The sequence below is a fragment of the Amycolatopsis sp. NPDC114484 genome (assembly GCF_055633755.1).
Genome location: NZ_JBVKDQ010000013.1, coordinates 16,224 through 36,996, shown reverse-complemented (window position 1 = coordinate 36,996; position 20,773 = coordinate 16,224). Strand labels below are relative to the sequence as shown.

The 20,773-nt window shown below is 70.5% G+C and carries 20 protein-coding genes; 10 read left to right on the top strand and 10 right to left on the bottom strand.

The features are described 5' to 3' along the window. Positions 1 to 122 precede the first annotated feature (122 nt). The gene (locus ACZ7SW_RS28450) at positions 123 to 1,373 is read left to right on the top strand and encodes an MFS transporter (RefSeq protein WP_470233429.1); all 1,251 of its coding nucleotides are present in this window, start codon (positions 123 to 125) and stop codon (positions 1,371 to 1,373) included. Here ACZ7SW_RS28450 and ACZ7SW_RS28445 read toward each other — a convergent pair. The 7 genes from ACZ7SW_RS28445 to ACZ7SW_RS28415 all read right to left on the bottom strand — a co-directional run bounded on the left by ACZ7SW_RS28445 (position 1,355) and on the right by ACZ7SW_RS28415 (position 8,931). After that, the gene (locus tag ACZ7SW_RS28445; RefSeq protein WP_470233428.1) at positions 1,355 to 2,647 is read right to left on the bottom strand and encodes a DegT/DnrJ/EryC1/StrS family aminotransferase; all 1,293 of its coding nucleotides are present in this window, start codon (positions 2,645 to 2,647) and stop codon (positions 1,355 to 1,357) included. The genes ACZ7SW_RS28450 and ACZ7SW_RS28445 overlap by 19 nt on opposite strands. After that, the gene (locus ACZ7SW_RS28440) at positions 2,647 to 3,954 is read right to left on the bottom strand and encodes an FAS1-like dehydratase domain-containing protein (RefSeq protein ID WP_470233427.1); all 1,308 of its coding nucleotides are present in this window, start codon (positions 3,952 to 3,954) and stop codon (positions 2,647 to 2,649) included. The genes ACZ7SW_RS28445 and ACZ7SW_RS28440 overlap by 1 nt, the downstream gene beginning before the upstream one ends. Continuing rightward, positions 3,954 to 5,132, bottom strand: a complete 1,179-nt coding sequence (locus ACZ7SW_RS28435) for an FAS1-like dehydratase domain-containing protein (RefSeq protein WP_470233426.1) — start codon at positions 5,130 to 5,132, stop codon at positions 3,954 to 3,956. The genes ACZ7SW_RS28440 and ACZ7SW_RS28435 overlap by 1 nt, the downstream gene beginning before the upstream one ends. Further along, positions 5,129 to 6,484 (bottom strand): AMP-binding protein, encoded by a 1,356-nt coding sequence (locus ACZ7SW_RS28430; protein ID WP_470233425.1) that lies wholly within the window; start codon positions 6,482 to 6,484, stop codon positions 5,129 to 5,131. The genes ACZ7SW_RS28435 and ACZ7SW_RS28430 overlap by 4 nt, the downstream gene beginning before the upstream one ends. Continuing rightward, positions 6,481 to 6,732 carry an acyl carrier protein gene (locus ACZ7SW_RS28425; protein WP_470233424.1) on the bottom strand — a complete coding sequence of 84 codons (252 nt, stop codon included), beginning with the start codon at positions 6,730 to 6,732 and terminating at the stop codon, positions 6,481 to 6,483. The genes ACZ7SW_RS28430 and ACZ7SW_RS28425 overlap by 4 nt, the downstream gene beginning before the upstream one ends. 115 nt (positions 6,733 to 6,847) lie before the next feature. Then, positions 6,848 to 7,921: a DegT/DnrJ/EryC1/StrS family aminotransferase gene (locus ACZ7SW_RS28420; protein ID WP_470233423.1), complete on the bottom strand. Its 1,074-nt coding sequence runs from the start codon at positions 7,919 to 7,921 to the stop codon at positions 6,848 to 6,850. Continuing rightward, positions 7,918 to 8,931 carry a DegT/DnrJ/EryC1/StrS family aminotransferase gene (locus ACZ7SW_RS28415; protein ID WP_470233422.1) on the bottom strand — a complete coding sequence of 338 codons (1,014 nt, stop codon included), beginning with the start codon at positions 8,929 to 8,931 and terminating at the stop codon, positions 7,918 to 7,920. Before ACZ7SW_RS28415 ends, ACZ7SW_RS28420 begins: the two co-directional genes overlap by 4 nt. Positions 8,932 to 9,037: 106 nt before the next feature. Between ACZ7SW_RS28415 and ACZ7SW_RS28410 the strand changes: the two genes are divergently transcribed. Genes ACZ7SW_RS28410 through ACZ7SW_RS28395 form a run of 4 tightly spaced genes read left to right on the top strand, consistent with a single transcriptional unit; the run spans position 9,038 to position 13,127 of the window. Beyond that, positions 9,038 to 9,982, top strand: coding sequence for an ATP-dependent 6-phosphofructokinase (locus ACZ7SW_RS28410; RefSeq protein ID WP_470233421.1), 945 nt, complete (start codon positions 9,038 to 9,040; stop codon positions 9,980 to 9,982). 41 nt (positions 9,983 to 10,023) lie between these two features. Further along, a complete protein-coding gene (gene pdxR, locus ACZ7SW_RS28405) occupies positions 10,024 to 11,415 on the top strand; it encodes a MocR-like pyridoxine biosynthesis transcription factor PdxR (RefSeq protein WP_470233420.1) in 1,392 nt (463 codons plus the stop codon). 48 nt (positions 11,416 to 11,463) lie between these two features. Further along, positions 11,464 to 11,952, top strand: a complete 489-nt coding sequence (locus tag ACZ7SW_RS28400) for a carboxymuconolactone decarboxylase family protein (RefSeq protein ID WP_470233419.1) — start codon at positions 11,464 to 11,466, stop codon at positions 11,950 to 11,952. Continuing rightward, complete coding sequence (locus ACZ7SW_RS28395; protein WP_470233418.1) at positions 11,949 to 13,127, top strand: MFS transporter; 1,179 nt, start codon at positions 11,949 to 11,951, stop codon at positions 13,125 to 13,127. Before ACZ7SW_RS28400 ends, ACZ7SW_RS28395 begins: the two co-directional genes overlap by 4 nt. Here ACZ7SW_RS28395 and ACZ7SW_RS28390 read toward each other — a convergent pair. Then, a complete protein-coding gene (locus tag ACZ7SW_RS28390; protein WP_470233417.1) occupies positions 13,094 to 14,284 on the bottom strand; it encodes an acyl-CoA dehydrogenase family protein in 1,191 nt (396 codons plus the stop codon). The two genes, ACZ7SW_RS28395 and ACZ7SW_RS28390, sit on opposite strands and share 34 nt — an antisense overlap. Beyond that, the gene (locus ACZ7SW_RS28385; protein ID WP_470233637.1) at positions 14,281 to 15,408 is read right to left on the bottom strand and encodes a CaiB/BaiF CoA transferase family protein; all 1,128 of its coding nucleotides are present in this window, start codon (positions 15,406 to 15,408) and stop codon (positions 14,281 to 14,283) included. Before ACZ7SW_RS28385 ends, ACZ7SW_RS28390 begins: the two co-directional genes overlap by 4 nt. 106 nt (positions 15,409 to 15,514) lie before the next feature. Between ACZ7SW_RS28385 and ACZ7SW_RS28380 the strand changes: the two genes are divergently transcribed. Then, complete coding sequence (locus tag ACZ7SW_RS28380; RefSeq protein WP_470233416.1) at positions 15,515 to 16,261, top strand: IclR family transcriptional regulator; 747 nt, start codon at positions 15,515 to 15,517, stop codon at positions 16,259 to 16,261. A gap of 53 nt (positions 16,262 to 16,314) precedes the next feature. Here the strand turns inward: ACZ7SW_RS28380 and ACZ7SW_RS28375 are convergent, their stop codons facing one another. Beyond that, positions 16,315 to 16,722, bottom strand: coding sequence for a MarR family winged helix-turn-helix transcriptional regulator (locus ACZ7SW_RS28375; RefSeq protein ID WP_470233415.1), 408 nt, complete (start codon positions 16,720 to 16,722; stop codon positions 16,315 to 16,317). Positions 16,723 to 16,817: 95 nt separating this feature from the next. Between ACZ7SW_RS28375 and ACZ7SW_RS28370 the strand changes: the two genes are divergently transcribed. The 4 genes from ACZ7SW_RS28370 to ACZ7SW_RS28355 all read left to right on the top strand — a co-directional run bounded on the left by ACZ7SW_RS28370 (position 16,818) and on the right by ACZ7SW_RS28355 (position 20,748). Next, positions 16,818 to 17,888 carry a substrate-binding domain-containing protein gene (locus tag ACZ7SW_RS28370; RefSeq protein WP_470233414.1) on the top strand — a complete coding sequence of 357 codons (1,071 nt, stop codon included), beginning with the start codon at positions 16,818 to 16,820 and terminating at the stop codon, positions 17,886 to 17,888. 88 nt (positions 17,889 to 17,976) lie between these two features. After that, the gene (locus ACZ7SW_RS28365; protein WP_470233413.1) at positions 17,977 to 18,642 is read left to right on the top strand and encodes an AmiS/UreI family transporter; all 666 of its coding nucleotides are present in this window, start codon (positions 17,977 to 17,979) and stop codon (positions 18,640 to 18,642) included. Beyond that, positions 18,629 to 19,666: an aliphatic amidase gene (locus ACZ7SW_RS28360; protein ID WP_470233412.1), complete on the top strand. Its 1,038-nt coding sequence runs from the start codon at positions 18,629 to 18,631 to the stop codon at positions 19,664 to 19,666. Before ACZ7SW_RS28365 ends, ACZ7SW_RS28360 begins: the two co-directional genes overlap by 14 nt. Positions 19,667 to 19,707: 41 nt before the next feature. Then, positions 19,708 to 20,748, top strand: coding sequence for an AAA family ATPase (locus tag ACZ7SW_RS28355; protein ID WP_470233411.1), 1,041 nt, complete (start codon positions 19,708 to 19,710; stop codon positions 20,746 to 20,748). Positions 20,749 to 20,773 lie beyond the last annotated feature (25 nt).

Here is a 20,773-nt window from a genome sequence, read left to right as displayed (position 1 = left end):
CATGCGAGCGGCTGGGCGACGAACGCGCCAGCGTGTGCCATGATGCCAGAGGGATCGTCGGACGGGGACCGGCAAGAGCGGGGAATCCGGATCAGCATGGGGAATCGACCACGGCGGCGGACATGAGCCGCGCCGCGCGGCTGTGGATCGCGGCGACCGGGGCGGACGTGTACTCCGACGGGCCGCGGCGCCGGCTGGCGACCGCGTCGTTCGTCGACTCGCTCGGCACCGGCCTGTGGCTGCCGTCGATCGTGCTGTTCTTCACGCGCAGCGCCGGTCTCGGCGCCACTGTCGTCGGCCTGGGCCTGACCTGCGCGGGGATCACCTCGATCGCGGTCACGCCGCTGGTCGGCCACGTGCTCGACCGGCGCCACCCCCGGCTCGTCCTGGTCCTGTCCTACGCGATCCGGGCGGCGGTGTTCCTCGGCTACCCGTTCGTGCACTCCCCCGCGCTGTTCGTCCCGCTGGTGTGCCTCGCGCAGGCGGCGGCGCAGGCGGGCCGGTCGGCGCGCACGATGGTCGTCGCGGGCCTGGCCGACGAGCAGGACCGGATCCGCATGCTGGCCGGGCTCGCCGCGATCCGCGGCACCGCCGTCGGTCTCGGCAGTCTCGGCGCCACGGCGGCCATCGTCGCCGACACCCGCGCCGCGTATCTCGCGATCGTGCTCGTCAACGCGGCGTCCTACGCGGTGGCCGGCCTGCTCGTCCGGACCTTGCCCGCGGTCCGGCCGGAACACCGCGCCGAAAAGAAGGCCGGACGCGCGAAACTGGTGCGGGACCGGCGTTTCCTCGCTCTTGCCGGGCTCAACGCCGTGTTCCTCGCCGGCGATTCGGCGCTGCTGGTGGGAGTTCCGCTCTGGATCACGACCCGCACCTCCGCGCCGGCCGCGCTCACCGGGCTGCTGTTCACGCTGAACACCGTGCTGGTCGTGCTGCTGCAGGTCGGCCTCGGGAAGATGGCCAAAACCCTTCGCGGGGCGGGAAAGGCGTATCTGTTCAGCGGGGCGGGCCTGCTGCTCGGCAGTGCGGCGTTCGTGCTCGCGGCCCTCGACGGGACCGCGCTCGCGATCGGGTGCATGATCGCCGGGGTGATCGGGCTTTCGCTCGCCGAGGTCTTCAGCTCGGCGGCGGGCTGGAGCGTGCCGCTCGCGCTGGCCCCGGACGGCAGGCGCGGGCAGTACCTGTCCGCCTACGCCGTCGGCGAAGGCGTCATGACCTTCGCCGGTCCGGCCGCGATCACGTTCATCGTGCTCGACGGAGGCGGGCTGGGCTGGCTCGGTTTCGGCGTCGCGGCAGCGGCGGCCGGGGCGGCGGCGCAGTGGCTGTGCCGGGTCCGCGCCGCCGATCCGGAGGCTCAGGACATCCGCGGATAGGGTTCGAACGGCATCGACAGCACGTAGTCCAGGTTCGCCAGGACTTTCTCGAACGCCTGCGCGTACCGGTCCATCAGCTCCGGCTCCTGCACGTACAACGGCCGCCACATCGTGCCGAGGCTCAACCCGGTGTCGCAGATCCGCGAAGCGACCGGAAACGCCTCCGGCGTCCACGGCCGGGTCGGCTCGTCCTCCGTCGCCTGCCGCCAGACCTGCGTGCGACGGCGGAACGCCGCCTGGGCGGGCACCGGTTGCGGCTGCCACATGCTGACTTCGACGCCCTCCGCGTGCAGCGCCCGCATGATCCGGTCGCGCAGATCGCGCGGGTCGCCGTCGAAGCCCAGTTCGGCCGGGCGCAGCAGCACTTGGTACTTCCAGTACGAGCAGCCGCGATCGGCGTGCACGAACGGCAATTCGAGGCCTGGCAACCCTTTCAGGCCGTCGTTCAGTCTCGCCGCGTTCTCCCGCGCCCGTTCGTTGTGCGCGTCGAGCCGGCGAAGCTGGCTGCGGGCCAGCGCGCACACCATTTCCTGGCCGCGGTAGTTCCAGCCGAGGCCGTGCGACCAGTACCGGCGCGGCGCGTCCGCGGGAACGTCCTCGCCGTACAGGACGAGCCGGCGCGCCACGTGGTAGCGCTCCTCGTCGTCGGTGGTGAACAGCCCGCCCTCGCCGGCGGGCAGATTCTTCGAATGATTGACGCTCGCGCCGGAGGTTTCGCTCAGCGAGCCGGTCGTTTCGCCCCGGTACCGGATGCCGTGCGCCTGCGAGTTGTCCTCCACGACCGGCACCCCGCGGCGAGCCCCGATCTCTCGCAGCTCCGCCATGTCGGCCGGCTGGCCGTGTGCGTGCACGGCCATGATCGCCTGCGTCCGGTCCGTGATCAGCGCCTCGACCTTGGTGGAGTCCAGGTTGAACGTACGCGGGTCGACGTCGCAGAACACCGGCTCGGCGCCCTGGTGGATCGCCGCGAACGCCGACGCGACGAAGGTGTACGCGGGCACGATGACCTCGCCGCCCGGCTCAACCCCGGCCGCGGCCAGTGCGGCGTGCAGCGACGAAGTGCCCGCGTTGGTCGCCAGGCAGTAGCGCGCGCCGGTGTAGGCGGCGTATTCCTCTTCCAGCGCCCGGATTTCCGGCGCGTTCGGCCCGGCGAGCACGCCGCGGTCGAGCACCGCCGCGACCGCTGCCTTGTCGGCCTCGGTGATTTCCGGCCACGGCTGGTGCTCGCCGGGCCCGATGAGCGCTTCGCCGCCGCTGACGGCAAGTCCGGGCATCAGAACCACTCGGCCCGGCGGTGGACGTCGAACGGCACGTAGTCCGGACGTTCGGCGTGCGGGACCGGCAGCACCGGGTCGCCCAGCTCGCGAGAGGGCAGGAACACCGTGCCGTAGCCGAGGCAGTGCACCTCGTCGCGCTGGTTGCGGCCGGTGATCTCGATGGCAGCGGCCGCGTACTGGACGCCGGCTTTCTCCGCGACGTACTTGCGGAGCACCGTGCCTCGGTAGCTCACCGCGTCCCCGTAGAACACCGGTTTGCGCATCGAGGTGTACATCCGGTGCGCGAACGCGAAATCCCCGGCCCAGTCGGTGAGCAGCCGGATCGGCATCTGCGCGCGCTGGATGCCGAAGTCGAAGGGCATCGGCTCGCATCGGTACGGCGAAAGGAACCGGTCCTCGTGCTCGTCCCACGGGCAGTACGGCCAGCCGGTCACCGGATGTGTGCGGGCGAAATCGGGGTTGTCCAGACCACGCCGGTAGGCGGGCCGGAACGCCCGCACCATCCGGGTCCCGTCGAACGCCGAGAGCAGGCCGTGGTCCATCGCCTGGTAGGTCAGCTCGTCCCGCATGCTGTAGGGCGGCTGCACCAGTTCGGGCAGTTCGTCGCCTTCGGCGACCTCCTCCCAGTACCGGCGCCGCGCACCGAGGCGGCTCCGGCTGTCCAGCGCCGTGCGGATCCGGTCGATCTCCGCGGCCGAGTATTCGTGCGGCTTCCGGTCGTAGAACAGCCTTTCCCGCAGGCGTTCGACCGGCATCACGCGGGTCGCGCCCATCTCCTCCACCGACATGTGGACCAGCCGCCCGTACGCCTTGCCCAGCAGCGCACCGGAATTCGACCAGTAGAAGGTCTCCGAATGGTGCGAGATCGCCTTGGACTGCCTGCTCCGGCTGACGACCAGTTCCCGGGGAGTCTTGGACGAGGAGAACCGCATGCCCGGACGCAGCACGTCGTAGAACTCCCAGGCCACGCCGGACAGGAAGTTCGCCACCGGATAACCCTCCGGCCGCTGCGCCCCGTGGTCGCCGGGGTAGCGCACGTGGATCAGCATCGGACCGGGCGCGATCTGCGTGCCGTGCCGGGAGGCTTCGGCGTAGGCCGGGTCGGTGTAGAGCGGGTTGTCGTCGCCGATCGCGCCCGCGTACCGGCGGATCAGGTCCGGGGTCAGCATCAGCGCGCTCGGCACCGGAACCGCGGTGCGGTCGTACGGCCCGGCGGGCGGCGGCAGGTCCTCCGGGCTCTCGCGGTCCAGCAGGTCCCGGCTGCGGTCGATGAACTCGAGCACCGCTTCCTCGTGGCTCTGCATCACGCCTCCCCTGGTGCGACGACGGCGAGCCCGCCGCGGACCGGCAGCCGCACCGGTTTGCCGGGTTCGGGCAGGAGCACCACGGCGTCCGCGGTGACCACGGGTTCGTCCAGCTGATTACGTCCGGATACCCGCAGAGTGACCGCGTGGCACCGGTTTCCGGCCTCGTCGACAGCGAGGAACCGGTTCACCGCGGTTCCGGCGAAGCGCAGCACGTCGCCGTACCGGAAGCTCTGGTGGAGGCGCGCGCTGACTTGCCGGAGGAAGCCGTCGTCGCCCATCCAGTGGGTCGCGTATTGGCTGGCCAGCGAGAACACCAGACCGGCCGGGGCGGGCGGACCCTCGGGGTCGGTGGCCAGCGAATCGAGCCCGGTCTCGGTGCGGTCCCAGACCGGCCAGCCGGTGACCGGATGCGTGCCCCGGCGGCCGACGAGCCGGGAAACGTCCTGGTACACCAGGTTTCCCGCGCGCACCGGACGACCCTCGGCGAAGGTCCAGACCATCAGGTCGGCGAGCGTCAGCGGGCCCTTCACCAGTACCGGGAAGGTGTCGCCGACCGCGACGTCGCGCCAGAACCGCGGCACCGTGCCCCGGGGCGGCCGCTCGTCGTCCAGTTCCTGCTTGATCCGGTCGATCTCGGCCGGCGAATACCGTGCGATCGGCCGGATCTCCCGGCCTTCGCGCGGAACCAGCTCGACCTCGGCCCAGCCGCGGGCGATCTCCGCGCCGTCCCGCTGATAGTCCACTGTGGACGAAACGGTGGCCTTCGCCCCGTCGCGGACGGCTCCGGTGATCCGCATCCGGCCGGTCAGGTCGCGATCACCGAGCCGGAGAACGTCGTCCCACACCACGGTCAGCGCGGCCAGCTCCGCGGAAAGCTTGTGCGGCACGGTGTCCGCGGCGCCCGCCGAACCGGGCATGCGCACCGCGAGCAGGAACGCGGGCGGCGCGAGCATCGAGTGACACGCCGAACCCGCGCCGTATTCCGGGTCGGTGTACAGCGGGTTCTCGTCGCCGAGCGCCTCGGCGAACCGGGTGACGTTGAGCCAGCTGGCGACGTCCACGCCGGGCTCGACGTCCGGGGCCAGGAAACCGACCAGGCCGAGACTCGCCTCGACCACCCGGTCGAGGCCGTCCGCTCCCGCCGTCGCGCGCGGGTCCGGCGCCACCTGGGTCATCCCTGCTCTCCTTCCGGCCCGGCCTCGAGCACAGCCGCCAGCGCCGCGTAGTCGGTCTTGCCGGAACCAGTGCGCGGCAAGCTGTCGATGTCCCGCACCCGGATGAATTTCGCCGGCACCCCGATCAGCTCGCGGGCGTGCCGGGACAGCTCGCCGCCCGGCGCGCCGCCCGCCCTGGCGAGCACCAGCTGCCCGCCGACCTCCATCGCGGCGACGGGTCCGTGCGGGGCCAGCAGCGTCTCGAGCTCGTCCAGGTTCACCCGCTGCCCGGCGAGTTTCGCGATGCGGCGCTTCCGGCCGGTGATCGCGTAGAAGCCCTCGTCGTCGACCTCCGCGAGATCTCCGGTGGCCAGCACGCCCTGGTTGACGTCCCCGGCGTCGAGGTCCGCGCGCCCCTGCGCGTAGCCCAGCATCACGTTCGGTCCCCGGCAGATCAGTTCTCCGTCCGGCGCGAGCGACAGCACGGCGCCGGGCACCGGCAGGCCGACGCGGTCCGGCTTGTCCAGGACGCGTTCGGGCGGCAGGCAGGCGATCCGGGCGGTGGCCTCGGTCTGCCCGTACATCACGCAAAGCCTGCCGCCCCGGTCCGCGGCCAACCGGCCGAAGCGCAACACCTGCTCGGCCGCCATCCGGCCGCCGGCTTGGGTCAGCGTCCGCAGGTCCGGCAGGGGGATCTTCTCGAACCCGATGCGCGCCAGCATGGTGTACAGGTACGGCACCCCGGCCAGCGACGTGCATCTGTTGTCCCGCATGACTTCCCAGAACTTCGGCCGCATCGGGCTCGCGCCGGGGAAGACGACCGTCGCGCCGGACAGGAGATGGGAGTTCAGCACCGACAGGCCGTAGGAGTAGTGCAGCGGAAGGCTTTGCACCGCCCGTTCGCCCGCGTCGATGCCCAGCGCCGCGACGATCTGCGCAGCATTGGCGTCGACGTTGTCCTGGCTCAGCCGCACGTACTTCGGCGTGCCGGTGCTGCCCGAGGTGCCCAGCAGCACGGCCAGCGGCTCGGCCACCGGCAGGACCGAGGCGGACCGCCGCTCGACCTGGTCGCCGTCGAGCACGAACTCCGCTTGATACGCCGCGAGCAGCCGATCGAGTACCGCCCGGTCGGCGGAGGCGTCGAGCATCAGCACCGCGTGGCCCGCGGCCAGTGCGGCGAGATAGTTGATCGCGGTCTCCGGGTCGGTCCGGCAGACACAGCCGACCACGGATTTGCTCCCGGCGAGAGTGTCCGCTTTGGACAGTACGGCCGCGGCGGCTTCGGCGTAGCTGTGCGAACGCCCCGAGGGCGCGTCGACGAAGGCCGTTCCCGGCGGCGGGTTGTCCAGCCAGGACAACAGTTTCGCCGTCACGGCTCGACGATCTTGAGCACCGCCGCGGCCGACGCGTAGCTGTCGATCGCCAGCACGTCGTCCTCGCCCAGCGAGACGGAGAACGCGTCTTCCAGCGCGGTGACCAGGGACATGTGCCCGAGCGAGTCCCAATGCGGGTGCTCGCCGAAGGCCAGCGCCGTCACGTCGGCGTCGGCGGGCAGGTCGAGTCCGGCCCGGAAAGCTTCGGTCAGCCGGTCGTCGAAGGTCGCGGAATCCGGCAACGCCATCGGAGACTCCCCCAGGGGTCGAGCGTTCGCGTCGGTCCAGCCGAACGTAAGCGGGCGCGCCGAGAACCGTCAAGGAAGGTGTGCAACCGGGGCTCCGGCCCGGATGAACACTCCCTCAGCGGCCGTAGAACTCCAGCACCGCCCGGATGACGCGGCCGGTCTCGGCGTCGCTCAGCCCCGGCCAGACGGGGAGCGCCAGGTTGCGGTCGCAGACCGCCTGCGCGTTCGGGAACCGGCCCGCTCCCGCGAACCGGGCGAACGCGTCCTGGTACGGCAGCGGCACCGGGTAGTAGACGTGCGTGCCGATTCCCCGCTGCCGCAAGTGTTCCGCCAGTTCGTCCCGCCGATCGGTCAGCAGCGCGTAGACATGGCAGAACTTCCCTGGTCCGGGCGCCGCGGAAGGCAGCGTGACCCCGTTCTCGGCCAACGGCGCGAAGGCGGCGTCATACCGCGCGGCGATCTCTGTCTTGCGCCGCAACCGATCCGGGAACGCGGCGTGCCGCCGCAAGAGGAAATGTGCGGTCAGCTCGTCCATGCCGTGGTACCGACGCGCTTCCCGGCAGCGCGCGGCGATCTCGTCGTCGTCGGTGACCACGGCCCCGCTTTCGCCGATCCCGCCCCACGGTTTGAACTGCGCGTGCGAGAAAACGCCCGCGGCACCCCACCGTCCGACCGGGCGGCCGTTCCACGTCGCGCCGTAGGCGACCGCGGCGTCTTCGACCAACCGGAGACCACGGTCGGCGGCAATCGCTTGCAAGGCCGGAAGATCGGCCATCGTGCAGAAAATGTGCGCGGGCACGATCGCGACCGTCCTCGCCGTCACCGCGGCCTCGGCAGCCACCGGGTCGAGCACGAGCGTCCGCGGATCGACGTCGGCGAACACCGGCACCGCGCCCCGTTCGGCGAGCATCCCGGCGATCGGCTGGCATCCGAAAGCGGGCACGACGACCTCGTCCCCCGGTTCGATGCCGACGCCGACCACCGCCGCGTCCAGCGCGCCCGAGCCGGATCCGCACGCGATGACGTGCCGTGCGCCGACGTCCTGGCTGATCGTGCGCTCCAGCTCCGCGACCTCCGGGCCGGAACCGAACCGCTGGGAAGGGTCCGTGCCGATCCGCCACACCGCGTCCAGGGCCGCCGCGCGTTCGGCTTCGAACGCCTTAGGCGGGAAGAAGGGCAAGGTCCTCATGCCGTGCCCCGTTCGCAGAACTCGGTGACAGCGGCGCACACATAGCCGACTTCGACGCCGGGATAAACCGGCAAGGCGAGCGCCGCCGGAGCCCGCTCCGGTGCCTCCGTTTGGACGCCAGCCCTGGTCAGATGCGCGGCCAAGGAGTCTCGCCGGTCCGTCCGCAGCGGATAAGCGGGCCAGCTCCGGTTGTCCGGAAGGCGGAGCCCGGAAAGCCCGGTCAGGCGCGCGGTGTATTCGGCGGCGATCTCCCGCCGTTGAGCCAAAGCGTCGGCCAGCGACGGCAGCCGCGCCAGCAGCACCGCTGCCTGCACCTCGTCCATTTTGCTGTTCGTACCGGTCATCGCGGCCGGGCTGGACACCTGCGCGGCGCGCGCGGCGACCTCGCTGGTCCGCCCGTGGTGACGCAGCATCAGGCACCGCTCCGCGAGTTCGCGATCGTCGGTGACGACCATCCCGGCGTCGCCGAGCGCACCCAACGGGTCGCCGGGACCGAAAGACAACGCGCCCGCGACGCCGATCCGGTCCGCTTCGGCTCCTGCCGACGCTTCTACCAGCGGCAGACCTGCGTCGGCGGCGACCTTCCCTAGCTCGGACGGCTGCCCGTAGAAATGCACTTCCAGCACCGCCTTCGCGCGATCCGACCGCCACGATTCCTGCTCAGCACCAGCGAAGACGGGCGTTGCCTGTGCCCGGCGGACCGCTGCGACCACAGACGGCGGAGCGTACGAAGGAACGAGCACTTCGTCGCCGTCGCCCGCCCCGACCGCGCGCAGGATCAGGTACAGCGCGTCCGTTCCGCTGTTCACTCCGACGGCGTACCTCGTTCCGGTGTACTTCGCGATCGCCGCCTCGAGTTCGCGGGTCAGCGCGCCGTTGGCGAACTTGTCGTTGTCGAACGCGCGGTTGATCTGGCCGCGGATCCTCGGCCAGTCAGCACGGAAAACGCTCCGGCCGTCGAACCACGGCACCCGCCACCGGACCGCGTTCGGAGAATCTGCAGACAGCATCCAGTGCCTCCCCGGTAACGGCTTCACTTGAGCACGGGGCCGCCGCCGCGGGCAACGGCACAGTCGCCCGCTTGCTTCATCGATTCAGCTGCGCCACTCTCGCCCCATGCGGATCGGCATGCTCGCCGGCGACCTCGACTGCCCCGGATCGAACGCGGTGGTCCGGGCCTTCGCTCGCAAAGGCATTCAGGTGTACGGCTGGGAAATCGTCGGCATCCGGGACGGGTGGGCCGGATTGCGGGAGAACCGCACCGTGCCGATCGAACCTCGCGAGATCGACGAGACCTTGACCCGCGACCGTCCGCTGCTCGGCTCGTCGCACGGCCCGGTCAAACCGGGCGATTCGCTGCACGGCCTCGACGCGCTGGTCGTGCTCGGCGGCGAGGACGCCGTTGCGGGAGCGGCGAAACTCGCCGCCGAGAACGTCCAGGTCGTCGTCGTTCCGGCGACGATCCGCAACGACATCGCGGCGACCGACACGACGTTCGGCTTCGACACCGCGGTGCAGATCGCCGCCGACGCGCTCGACCGGTGCCGCACGACGGCCGAATCGCACGAGCGCGCGCTGGTAGTCGAGGTCGCCGGCCGGGATTCCGGCTGGCTCGCCCTGCACGCCGGGCTCGCCGGCGGCGCGGACGTGATCGCCGGCCCGGAGCACCCGTTCGACCTGGACCGGGTGCTGGCCCGGGTGACGCGCCGGTTCGAACGCGGCCGGGCGCCGATCGTCGTGATCGCCGAAGGCGCGCTCCCGCAAGGATCCCCGGTGCCCGGCGGCGTCGCGACTTGGCTGTCCGAGGAGATCTCGCGGCACACCGGCAAGGAGGCCCGCGCGGTCGCGGTGAGCCAGGAAGTCGGACGGCCGACCGCGGCCGACCGGGAACTGGGCACCCGATTCGGCCTGCGCGCGGCGGACGCGGTGCACGCGGGCGAGTCCGGAGTCATGGTCGCGCTGCGCGGCACCGATCTCGGCACCGTCCCGTTGGCCGTGGCAGCCGGACGGAAGACAGTTCCTCCCGAGCGTTACCTCGAAGTCGAAGCTCTGCTCGCCTGAATCGTCTGCCCACTGTGGACGCGCCAGGCTAAAGTCCGGCCATGAAGCGCGCATCGGTGGCCGAGGGACTCGACCTCTACCTGCCCGTGTCCACGACCCGGCCCGCGCACGCGCTCGAAACCGCCCTGCGCGCCGCGGTCGTCGACGGCCGCCTTGCGGTGGGCACCCGGCTGCCCGCCTCGCGCGCGCTCGCGACCGACCTCGGCATCGCCCGCAGCACCGTCTCCGAGGTTTACTCCCGCCTCGCCGCCGAAGGCTGGCTGGAAAGCCGCGTCGGAGCGGGGACCTGGATCGCTGGCTTTCCCCGCCAGTCGCAACCGGTTGCCGCGCAACGACAATCGCCACCGGAGTACGAGCTTCGCGGCGGTCTCGCCGATGCTGGCGACTTCCCGCGCAGCCAATGGAGCGCGCAAACCCGGCGAGCGCTGTCGGAAATGCCGGTCTCGGCATTCGCCTACGCGCCACCAGAAGGGGCGACCGAACTCCGAGACACTCTCGCCGGTTACCTCGCCCGGACTCGCGGCGTGGCGGTCACCGCGGCGGAAGTCCTGATCGGCAGCGGCTTCGGCGACCTGCTTTCGTTGACCTGCCGGAGCATTCGCGCCCGCGGCGGAAAGCGGATCGCCGTCGAGGAGTTCGGGCACGAACGGCACCGGCGCGTCATCGCCGAGGCCGGGCTGGAGATCGTCCCGATCCCGGTCGACTCGGACGGCGCCGACCTCACCGGAGCCAAGGCGGACGCGGCCTTCCTCACCCCGGCCCACCAATTCCCCACCGGAGTGCCGCTTTCCCCGGAACGCCGCCGGGCCGCGGTCGAATGGGCGAACGCCCGCGACGCGCTGATCCTGGAGGACGACTACGACGGCGAGTTCCGCTACGACCGCCGCAGCATCGGCGCGCTCCAAGCCCTCGCGCCGGACCGGGTCGTGTACCTGGGTACGTCGAGCAAGGCCCTCGCCCCCGCCGTCGGCGTCGCGTGGGCGGTGGCCCCGCCGGAGCTTCTCCCCGAACTGCTCCGGCAGCGGAATCTCAGCGGCGTCACTCCCAGCGGACTGCACCAGCAGGTCCTCGCCCGTTTCCTCGATTCCCACGAGTACGACCGCGCCGTCCGCCGGCGCCGGGCCACCTTCCGGACCCGCCGCGAGCTGTTCGCCCGACTGCTCGCCGAACGCGTCCCCGAGCTGCGGCCCGGCGGTCTCGCCGCGGGTCTCCAATGCCTGGTCGAACTGCCGGACGCCACCGCGGAAGAACGCACCCTCGCCGCCGCGCGCCAGTTCGGCGTCGCCCTCGAAGGACTGGCCGACTACCGCGCGCCCGGCGGCGACCCGGACCGCGCCGGGGTCGTCATCGGCTACGGCGCGGTGTCGTCCGCCCGGGCCTCGCGCGCCCTCGCGCTGGCTGCCGACGCGCTGGCGAATGGACTGAGTTTCTAGCGCCGGATTGGCCGGGAACCCAGTCCATTCGCGGCCTAATCTAGGTCCATGACAACGACGAACCCCACTCTGGTCCCGATCCCCCAGCGCCTCGATTTCGACGCTCTGGCCCCGATTTTCTCCCGTGCGATGAGCACTTTGGACGACGCCGCGACCCAGCAGCTCGACCACGCCGGCATCGATCCGGGCCTGCGCGAACTGGTCCGCCTCCGGGCCTCCCAGATCAACGGCTGCGCGTACTGCGTCGACATGCACTCGCGGGCCGCGCGCAAGGAAGGCGTCACGGCTCAGCGGGTCGACGCGCTCGCCGTCTGGGCGGAATCCGGCCTGTTCACCGCGGCCGAGCGGGCCGCGTTCGCGCTCACCGAGGACGTCACGCGGCTCTCGGAGACCCACGTGCCCGAGCCGACCGTTTCCGAAGCCGTCGCGGCGTTCGGCGAAGAAGGCGCGGCCGCGTTGATCGCGCTCATCACCGCGATCAACATGTGGAACACGGTCGGCGTGTCGACCCGCTGCTGGTCGGTCAGCCCGGCATGAACACCGCGCGCACGGCGATCCGGCGGCTCGCCACCGCACAAGCCCTGACCTCGGCGGGCGACGGAGCGGTACTGGCCGTCTCCGCCGTCCACTTCACCACCCGGGTCGGCCTGCCGGCGGGAATCGTGGCGCTCGGGCTGTCGCTCGGCGCCGCGACGAGCCTGACCACCACCGTTCCGTTCGGGACGCTGCTGGACCGGATCGGCGCCCGCCGGGCACTGGCCGCGGCGACCGTCGCCGCGGTCGCGGGCCTGCTGCTGTTCGCCGTCGCGCACACTGTTCCGCTGTACATCGCCGCGTGCGCGCTCTTCGCCTGCGGGCAGAGCGCGCTCGCGGCGGGCCGTCAAGCCGTCGTCGCGACCGTCGTGGCTCCCGAAGGCCGCGTCCGAGCCCGCGCCTTGCTGCACACCGCCGTCAACATCGGTATCGGCGCGGGCTCCGGACTGGGCGCGCTCGTCCTTGCCGCGGGCACCAACGCGGTCACCGTTTTTGTTGTCGACGCTGGATTGTTCGTCTTCGCCACCGCGCTGTACCTGCACGCCGGGCCAGACGCACCAACCGAACGCCAGGCGGGCTGGCCAGCCTTGCGCGACCGTCGCTACGTCACCCTGACGCTGCTGGCCGCGATCACCCAGCTGACCATGCCGATCCTCAGCGTCACCCTTCCACTGTGGATAGTCATGCGCAGCTCCGCTCCACAATGGACTTCCGCAGTCGTGCTGCTGGCCAACACCATCCTCGTCGTACTCCTCCAGCTGCCGATCAGCCGACAGGTCCGCGACGCCCGCACCGCCCGCCGATCCCTTGCAGTCGCCGGAATCTTCCTGATCGCCGCCTGTTCCGTCTTCGGCTCGCTCGGAGCTTCCGCGCACCCGGTGGTCCTGGCGCTAGTGGGCGCACTCCTGCTCACCATCGCCGAAACGACTGCCTCCGCCGGTGCCTGGCACCTCGCGTTCAGCCTCGCCCCCGAAGGACATCAGGGCCAATACCAAGCGCTGTTCGCCACCAGCACCGCACTCGCCCGCATCACCGGACCGATCGTGCTGGTCCCGCTGGTGCTGACGTTCGGCTTCCTCGGCTGGACGCTCGCCGGGCTCGGGATGCTGGCCGCGGCCGCCGCGCTGGCGGCCATGGCCGCGCCTCAGCGGAAAGCGGACTGCCCGGTGATCGCCTGACCGACCACCAGCGTGTGCATCTCCACGGTGCCCTCGTAGGTGAGCACGGATTCGAGGTTGTTCATGTGCCGGATCACCGGGTACTCCAGCGAAATCCCGTTCGCGCCGAGGATCGTGCGCGCGGTGCGGCAGATCTCGATCGCCTCGCGGACATTGTTCAGCTTGCCGAGGCTGACCTGCTCCGGCCGCAGCACCCCGGCGTCCTTGCGCCGTCCCAAGTGGATCGCGAGCAGCAACGCCTTCGTGTACTCAAGCGTCATGTCGACAAGTTTCTGCTGCGTCAGCTGGAACGCGGAGATCGGCTTCCCGAACTGGACGCGGTCCTCGGCGTAGGACATCGCAGCCTGCAAACAGGAACGCGCCGCGCCGACCGAGCCCCAGACAATGCCGAAGCGGGCTTCGTTGAGGCAGCTCAACGGTCCCTTCAGTCCGGTGACCTCCGGCAGCACGGCGTCCGCGGGCAGCCGCACGCCATCGAGAACGAGTTCGCTCGTGATCGAAGCGCGCAGCGAAAGCTTGTGCTTGATCTCCGGCGCCGAGAACCCTGGGGTGTCCGTGGGCACCACGAAGCCGCGCACGCCCTTGTCCGTCTGCGCCCACACCACGGCGACGTCGGCGACGCTTCCGTTGGTAATCCACATCTTCCGGCCGTCGAGGATCCAGTCGTCGCCGTCGCGGCGCGCGCGGGTGCGCATGCTGGCCGGGTCCGAGCCGGCGTCCGGTTCGGTCAGCCCGAAGCAGCCGATCGCCTCGCCCGCCGCCATCGACGGCAGCCACTGCTGCTTCTGCTCCTCCGAACCCCACTTCCAGATCGCGAACATCGCCAGCGAACCCTGCACCGACACCAGCGAGCGGATGCCCGAATCGCTCGCCTCCAGTTCGAGGCAGGCCAGGCCGTACTCGGTCGCCGACATCCCCGCGCAGCCGTAGCCCTCCAGGTGCATGCCGAGCACCCCGAGCGACCCCAGGTCCTTGGCGAGGCCGCGGACGTCGGGCAGTTCGCCGCGCTCGAACCAGTCGCCGACGTACGGGTCGATCCGCTCGGCGCAGACCCGGCGGACCGCGGCCGCGATCGCCTTCTCGTCTTCGGTGAACAGGTCGCCGAGTCCGGCGGGGTCGCGCGGATCCAGCGGCGGCGGGGACTTCGTGGCGCTCATTTCTTCTCCTCTGCGAGCCAGCGGCGAATCTCGTCGCTGTGCTGCCCCAGCCGGGGCGGGGCGGAATAACGGGCGACCGGCGTGTCCGAATAGCCGATCGGATGCCGGACCTGGGGCGGCGAATCGCCGACCGGCACGGTGGGAGCGAGACCGAGCGACTCCGCGAGCTTGAACCCGTCCGCGAGATCGCCGACCGGACCGGCCGGCACGCCGACCTCGGTCAGACGCGCGGCCCACGAAACCACTGTGTCGGTAGCGAGCTGCCGTTCGAGCGCGGCTCTCAGCTCCGGACGATTGCGGACGCGTTCGGCATTCGTCGCGAACCGCTCGTCGTCGGCCAGCTCCGGAACGCCCAGCACCTCGGCGAGACGGCGGAACTGCCCGTCGTTGCCGCAGGCGAGCGCGAGCACGTCGTCCTGGCAGCGCAACGTTTCGTACGGCGCGATCGACGGATGCGAGTTGCCCATCCGGCGCGGCGCGCGTCCGGTCGTGAGATACGAGGAAGCCTGGTTGGCCATCGAACCGAGCAAACTGGACAGCAGATTCACCTCGACCCGCTGCCCCCGCCCGGTCTTCTCGCGGGCCCGCAACGCGGCGAGAATGCCGATGGCGGCGTCCTTCGCGGCGAGCACGTCGACCAGCGCGACGCCGACCTTCGCCGGTTCGCCGTCCTCCGCGCCGGTGACGCTCATCAGGCCGCCCATCGCCTGCACGAGGAAGTCGTAACCGGGCAGATCCGCGTCGCCGCCGAAGCCGGAAACCGAGCAGTACACGATGCCGGGGTTACCCACGCGGACGGATTCGTAGTCGAGCCCGCGCCGGCCCAGCGCGCCGGACCGGAAGTTCTCCACGAGCACGTCGGCGCGGCCGGCGAGTTCGCGCGCCAGCACCAGGTCGTCCGGGTCGCCGAGATCGAGGACCACGGACTTCTTGGACCGGTTCGCGCATTCGAAATAGGAGCTGGAGTGCGCCGTCCACGGCGGCCCCCAGCCGCGGGTGTCGTCCCCGGAACCGGGCCGCTCGACCTTGATCACCGTCGCCCCGAGGTCGGCCAGGTTCACGCACGCCAGCGGACCGGCCAGCACCCGGCTGAAATCCGCGACGACGACACCGTCCAGTGGCATGCTCACGAGCGCACCTCCTCGCTACGCATACTGGCATCAAAATACGTATTTACGCAACCTGCAGGTCCGGGTAGAGTTCCCGATCACCCGAGGAGAGAAAGCACCGATGCCGACGCACCCCACGCCGGACGGCCGCCCGAGGCCGCACCACCGGATGATCGACCGGGTGTCGACCATCCTGGAGCGGGCCGCGCGCTCCCGGAACGGGGTCACGCTCACCGAGTTCGCCCGCGAGCTCGACGCGCCGATGAGCTCGATCCAGGGCCTGGTCAACGGCCTCGTCGCGACCGGCTACCTCGACGAGCACGACCGCCGCTACTCCCTCGGCCCGGCTCCGTTCCTGCTCATCCGGCTGGTCGGCCGCCCCACTGTCACCACGGTGTCGCACGAGGATCTCGAAGCGCTGCACGCGGAAACCGGGATGACCGCGGTGCTGGCGATCATGGTGGGCAGCGACCTTTATTACGTCGACTACGCCTCGCACGACCCGCGCTACGCCTACCTCGCCGAAGGTTTCGTGCGCCGCTCGCCGATCCGCACGTCGACCGGCTGGATTTTGCTGGCAGCGATGGAAAACCGCGATCTGTGGCCGCAGATCGGCGCACTGCCGCCCGCGGATGCCGAACTGGTCGAGCGCTTTCTCCAGGACCTGACCCGGATTCAAGCCGAGGGGCTGGTCGCCGCGCCGAGCGCATCGACCGAGGCGGACGGCGTGTCGGTCGCTGTCGTGGAGGACGGCCGGACCGTCGCCGCGGTCGGGATCATGGGCAGCCACACCGAAGTGGCCGAGCGCAAAGCCGAGCTGATCGACGTGCTGACCCGGCATCGGCGCGAATGGCAGAAGCGGCCCTAGCCAGTGCTGCCGTGCACGAGCCCGGTCCCGCCTCGTGCGCGGCAATCGCGGTTCTAACCGGGATCGACACTCGCGAGAGCCGCCACCACACCCCCTGCCGGATCCAGCTCTTTCTCCAGCTCGCCCAGCTTCGCCGTCGCCCGCTGATGCGCACTCCGTCCGCGCGGCGCGAGATACACCCGGACCCGCCGCCGGTCCTCCGCGTCCACCTCGCGATACGCGGCCGCGGTGGTGACCAGCCGGTCGACCACCCGGGTCAGCGTCGGCCCGGTGACCAGCGTGTGCCCGGCCAGTTCGGTCATCGTGAGCCCGTCGCCCGCGGCGAGCGCGTCGAGCACCAGCCAGCCGTCGAGGGTCAGCCCCTCCTTCTTGAGCAGCGGCTCGATCCGCAGCGTGACCGCGCGTGCGGTGCGGGTGAGGGCGCGGATCAACGACGCCTCGGCCGCCTGTGCCTGCCTCATCCGCCCGCCCTCGTTCCCGCCCTTGCGCAAATGCCTCCGCATTGTAAGACTTCCAAATGGAAGCAAGTCAACCGGCGAAGAAGCCCGGAGCCGGCATGGGACTCGGAGTCGCCAGCCGCGCGAGCGCGTTGCGCGTCGCGCTGGTCGTCCCGCTGCGGGGACCGGCGGGGCTTTTCGGGCCCTCGTGCGAGGCGATCAGCGAACTCGCGGTCCGGGAGCTCAACGACGCGGGCGGGATCCTCGGCCGCGAGGTGACGCTGGAAGTCGTCGACGGCGGCGCTCCGCCCGTCCAGGTCGCGGCTGCCGTGCGCCGCTTGGTCGACGCGGGCGAGATCGACGCGGTCACCGGTTGGCATATCTCCTCGGTGCGCAACGCACTCGCGCCGGTCCTCGCCGACCGCGTGCCGTATGTGTACACGTCGCTCTATGAAGGCGGCGAAAGCCGTTCTGGCATCTACTGTTCCGGCGAAGTCCCGCGCGTGCAGATCCAGCCCGCGTTGCGGTGGCTGCGCGACAACTGCGGCGCGCGCAGCTGGTTCGTGGCGGGTGACGATTACGTGTGGCCGCGCGGTTCCGCGGACGCGATCCGGCGCTATGCAAGGGAACTCGATCTCCGGATCGCCGGAGAAGCCTTCGTCGGACTGGGTTCCGGCGACATGGCACGGCTCGTCCGCCGCGTCGAAACGTCGGCGTGCGACGGCGTTCTCATGCTGTTCGTCGGACAGGACGCGGTCCGGTTCAACCGCCGGTTCGCCGCGCGCGGCCTCCACGAGCAGATGCTGCGCTTCAGCCCGCTGATGGAAGAAAACATGCTGCTCGCCAGCGGAGCCGAGGCGACCCGCAACCTCTTCGCGTCCGCCGCGTACTTCCGCTCCCTCGTCACCGCGGACGCGATGGACCTGCTCGGCCGCTACGTCCACCTGCACGGTCCGGCCGCGCCGCCGCTCAACAACGCGGCCGAATCCTGTTACGAGGGCTTGCACACGCTCGCCGAACTCGCCCGCCGCGCGGGCACTCCGGACCTGCGCGCGCTGAACGCCGCCATCGACGGCGTCGCCTACGACGGACCGCGCGGCACGGTGGAATTCCACGGCCAGCAAGCCGCCCAGCACGTGCACCTCGCCGCCGCGCGCGGCTGCGACTTCGATCCGATCACCCGGCTCTGACCCGGTTCGTTCCGGTCTTGACGGCCGCCGTCCGCCCATTTATTTTCACTTGACAGTATTTCATCTGGTACCAACTGAGGAGCGTGCGATGAACAACGTCGGCCTGCTCTACGTCGGGGCGGTACTGCTGGTCAACGGGCTGATGCTGCTCGGGCGCGTGCCCGCGCGGTCGGCCGCCGCGCTGAACCTGTTCGTGGGCGGGCTGCAGTGCGTGACGCCGACGGTGCTGATCGTCCAGGCGCACGGGGATTCCGAAGCGATCCTCGGCGCGTCCGGGCTGTTCCTGTTCGGCTTCACCTATCTGTACGTCGGGATCGCCAACCTCGCCGGGCTCGAACCCGAGGGCATCGGCTGGTTCTCGCTGTTCGTCGCGGGCGCCGCGATCGTGTACGCCGGCTTGGCGTTCTGGCGGCAGCACGATCCGGTGTTCGGCGTCATCTGGCTTTCCTGGGCTCTGCTGTGGGGCCTGTTCTTCCTCGTGCTCGGGCTCGGCCGCGAGGAGCTGACCCGGTTCACCGGCTGGGCAGCCGTCCTGTTGAGCCAGCCGACCTGCACGCTGCCCGCGTTCCTCGCGCTCACCGGCGGCTACCGCTCCACGACGGCCGCCGCGCTCGTCGCGGCGGCGGTCGCCGTCCTGCTCGTCGCCCTCGCCGCGGTGCTCGGGTTCCGCGGCCGGCCCCGCTCCGTCCACGACCGCGCCGCCGCCGCGGCCGGAACGTCCACCCCAAAGGAGAAATCCCATGCGACACGGTGACATTTCCTCGAGCCCGGACACGGTCGGCGTCGCGGTCGTGAACTACAAGATGCCGCGGCTGCATTCGAAGGCCGAGGTGCTGGACAACGCGCGCAAGATCGCCGACATGGTGGTCGGCATGAAGAGCGGCCTGCCCGGAATGGACCTCGTCGTGTTCCCCGAATACTCGACGCAGGGGATCATGTACGACGAGCAGGAAATGTACGAAACCGCCGCGACCGTCCCCGGCGAGGAGACCGCGATCTTCTCCGCCGCCTGCCGCGAGGCCGACACCTGGGGCGTCTTCTCGATCACCGGCGAACAGCACGAGGACCACCCGGACAAGCCGCCGTACAACACTTTGGTGCTGATCGACAACCACGGCGAGATCGTGCAGAAGTACCGGAAAATCCTGCCGTGGTGCCCGATCGAAGGCTGGTACCCGGGCGACACCACGTACGTCACGGACGGCCCGAAGGGCCTCAAGATCTCGCTGATCATCTGCGACGACGGCAATTACCCGGAAATCTGGCGGGACTGCGCGATGAAGGGCGCCGAGCTGATCGTCCGCTGCCAGGGCTACATGTACCCGGCGAAGGACCAGCAGGTGCTGATGGCGAAAGCCATGGCCTGGGCCAACAACTGCTACGTCGCCGTCGCCAACGCGGCCGGATTCGACGGCGTGTACTCGTATTTCGGACACTCCTCGATCATCGGTTTCGACGGCCGGACGCTCGGCGAAACCGGCGAGGAGGAGTACGGCATCCAATTCGCCCAGCTGTCGCTCTCGGCGATCCGGGACGCCCGCGAGTACGACCAGTCGCAGAACCACTTGTTCAAGCTGCTGCACCGGGGTTACTCCGGCGTGCACGCGGCCGGTGACGGCGACAAGGGTCTCGCGGACTGCCCGTTCGAGTTCTACCGCACGTGGGTCACCGACGCGCAGAAGGCGCAGGAGAACGTCGAAGCCATCACGCGCGGCACCATCGGCGTCGCCGAATGCCCGGTCGGCGAACTGCCGGTCGAAAAGACCAAACAGGCCTGATTTTCGGCTGGCTGCCGGGTTTCGGTTCAGGGAAGGACACCATGCCGTTCATCACCGACAGGTACCACGACCAGAACCGGAACCGGCAGCCAGCCGCCCCGGCTCCCGTTGTGTCCACACCGGACGCTCCGGACGAGCTAACCGAACGCCTGCGCGGCCGGGTCCTGGGCCAAGACCCCGCCATCGAGGCCGTCGTCCGGGCGATCACCCTGGCCCGCGCGGGCGCGACCGAACCGGACCGTCCACCCGCGACAGTCCTGCTCCTGGGCCCTACCGGCGTCGGCAAAACCGAACTGGTCCGCCAGGTAGCCGCCGCCCTGCGCTCCGGCCCGGACGACCTGTGCCGGGTGGACATGAACTCTCTCGCCCAGGAGCACTACGCGGCCTCCTTCAACGGCGCCCCGCCCGGATACGCGGGAAGCAAAGAAGCCTTCACCGTCTTCGACCGATCCACTGTGGAGGGTGATCCCTACACTCCCGGAATCGTCCTCTTCGACGAGGTGGAAAAGGCCCACCCCACCGTCCTCCGCGCCCTGCTAGGCGTATTGGACAACGGAATCCTGCGCCTGGCGAACGGGCAGGAGAAGATCTCCTTCCGCAACAGCTACGTCTTCCTCACCTCGAACCTGGGCTCGAAAGAACTGGCCCGCCGCCGGGGTTCCCGCTGGCGCGCGCTCCTGGACCGCGCCCACACCCGCCGAACCGTCGTCGACAAAGCCCTGCAGTCGTTCTTCGATCCGGAATTCCTGAACCGCATCGACGAAACGGTGATCTTCGACGAACTGGACCGCACCACCATCGAACAAGTCGCCCGCCTGGAAACCGACCTGCTGCGCACCAGACTCCGCCGCCGCGGCGTCGATCTGCACGTGGACGAATCCGCCATCCGCCTCCTAGCCGACCAGGGCTTCGATCCGATATACGGCGCCCGCGGCCTGCGCCGGACCCTGCGCACCCACCTGGCCGCCCCGGTAGCCGCCGAAATCATGCGAGCACGCCCCACCGGCACCGCCCCGCTCCGCGTCACCGCGACCGCCGCAGCCGAGACCATCCACGCGACCGCCACCGATCCGGAGTCTTGACGCCGCGCGACCGCCTCTCTAAGTT

What these genes read in the sequence shown, in the direction of transcription:
- ACZ7SW_RS28395 (WP_470233418.1), top strand. Translation starts at nt 11,949, where the DNA reads ATGAACACCGCGCGCACGGCGATCCGGCGGCTCGCCACCGCACAAGCC.
- ACZ7SW_RS28450 (WP_470233429.1), top strand. Translation starts at nt 123, where the DNA reads ATGAGCCGCGCCGCGCGGCTGTGGATCGCGGCGACCGGGGCGGACGTG.
- ACZ7SW_RS28360 (WP_470233412.1), top strand. Translation starts at nt 18,629, where the DNA reads ATGCGACACGGTGACATTTCCTCGAGCCCGGACACGGTCGGCGTCGCG.
- ACZ7SW_RS28355 (WP_470233411.1), top strand. Translation starts at nt 19,708, where the DNA reads ATGCCGTTCATCACCGACAGGTACCACGACCAGAACCGGAACCGGCAG.
- ACZ7SW_RS28445 (WP_470233428.1), bottom strand. Translation starts at nt 2,647, where the DNA reads ATGCCCGGACTTGCCGTCAGCGGCGGCGAAGCGCTCATCGGGCCCGGC.
- ACZ7SW_RS28380 (WP_470233416.1), top strand. Translation starts at nt 15,515, where the DNA reads ATGCCGACGCACCCCACGCCGGACGGCCGCCCGAGGCCGCACCACCGG.
- ACZ7SW_RS28370 (WP_470233414.1), top strand. Translation starts at nt 16,818, where the DNA reads ATGGGACTCGGAGTCGCCAGCCGCGCGAGCGCGTTGCGCGTCGCGCTG.
- ACZ7SW_RS28385 (WP_470233637.1), bottom strand. Translation starts at nt 15,408, where the DNA reads ATGCCACTGGACGGTGTCGTCGTCGCGGATTTCAGCCGGGTGCTGGCC.
- ACZ7SW_RS28435 (WP_470233426.1), bottom strand. Translation starts at nt 5,132, where the DNA reads ATGACCCAGGTGGCGCCGGACCCGCGCGCGACGGCGGGAGCGGACGGC.
- ACZ7SW_RS28400 (WP_470233419.1), top strand. Translation starts at nt 11,464, where the DNA reads ATGACAACGACGAACCCCACTCTGGTCCCGATCCCCCAGCGCCTCGAT.
- ACZ7SW_RS28440 (WP_470233427.1), bottom strand. Translation starts at nt 3,954, where the DNA reads ATGCAGAGCCACGAGGAAGCGGTGCTCGAGTTCATCGACCGCAGCCGG.
- ACZ7SW_RS28410 (WP_470233421.1), top strand. Translation starts at nt 9,038, where the DNA reads ATGCGGATCGGCATGCTCGCCGGCGACCTCGACTGCCCCGGATCGAAC.
- ACZ7SW_RS28375 (WP_470233415.1), bottom strand. Translation starts at nt 16,722, where the DNA reads ATGAGGCAGGCACAGGCGGCCGAGGCGTCGTTGATCCGCGCCCTCACC.
- ACZ7SW_RS28390 (WP_470233417.1), bottom strand. Translation starts at nt 14,284, where the DNA reads ATGAGCGCCACGAAGTCCCCGCCGCCGCTGGATCCGCGCGACCCCGCC.
- ACZ7SW_RS28425 (WP_470233424.1), bottom strand. Translation starts at nt 6,732, where the DNA reads ATGGCGTTGCCGGATTCCGCGACCTTCGACGACCGGCTGACCGAAGCT.
- ACZ7SW_RS28415 (WP_470233422.1), bottom strand. Translation starts at nt 8,931, where the DNA reads ATGCTGTCTGCAGATTCTCCGAACGCGGTCCGGTGGCGGGTGCCGTGG.
- pdxR (WP_470233420.1), top strand. Translation starts at nt 10,024, where the DNA reads ATGAAGCGCGCATCGGTGGCCGAGGGACTCGACCTCTACCTGCCCGTG.
- ACZ7SW_RS28420 (WP_470233423.1), bottom strand. Translation starts at nt 7,921, where the DNA reads ATGAGGACCTTGCCCTTCTTCCCGCCTAAGGCGTTCGAAGCCGAACGC.
- ACZ7SW_RS28365 (WP_470233413.1), top strand. Translation starts at nt 17,977, where the DNA reads ATGAACAACGTCGGCCTGCTCTACGTCGGGGCGGTACTGCTGGTCAAC.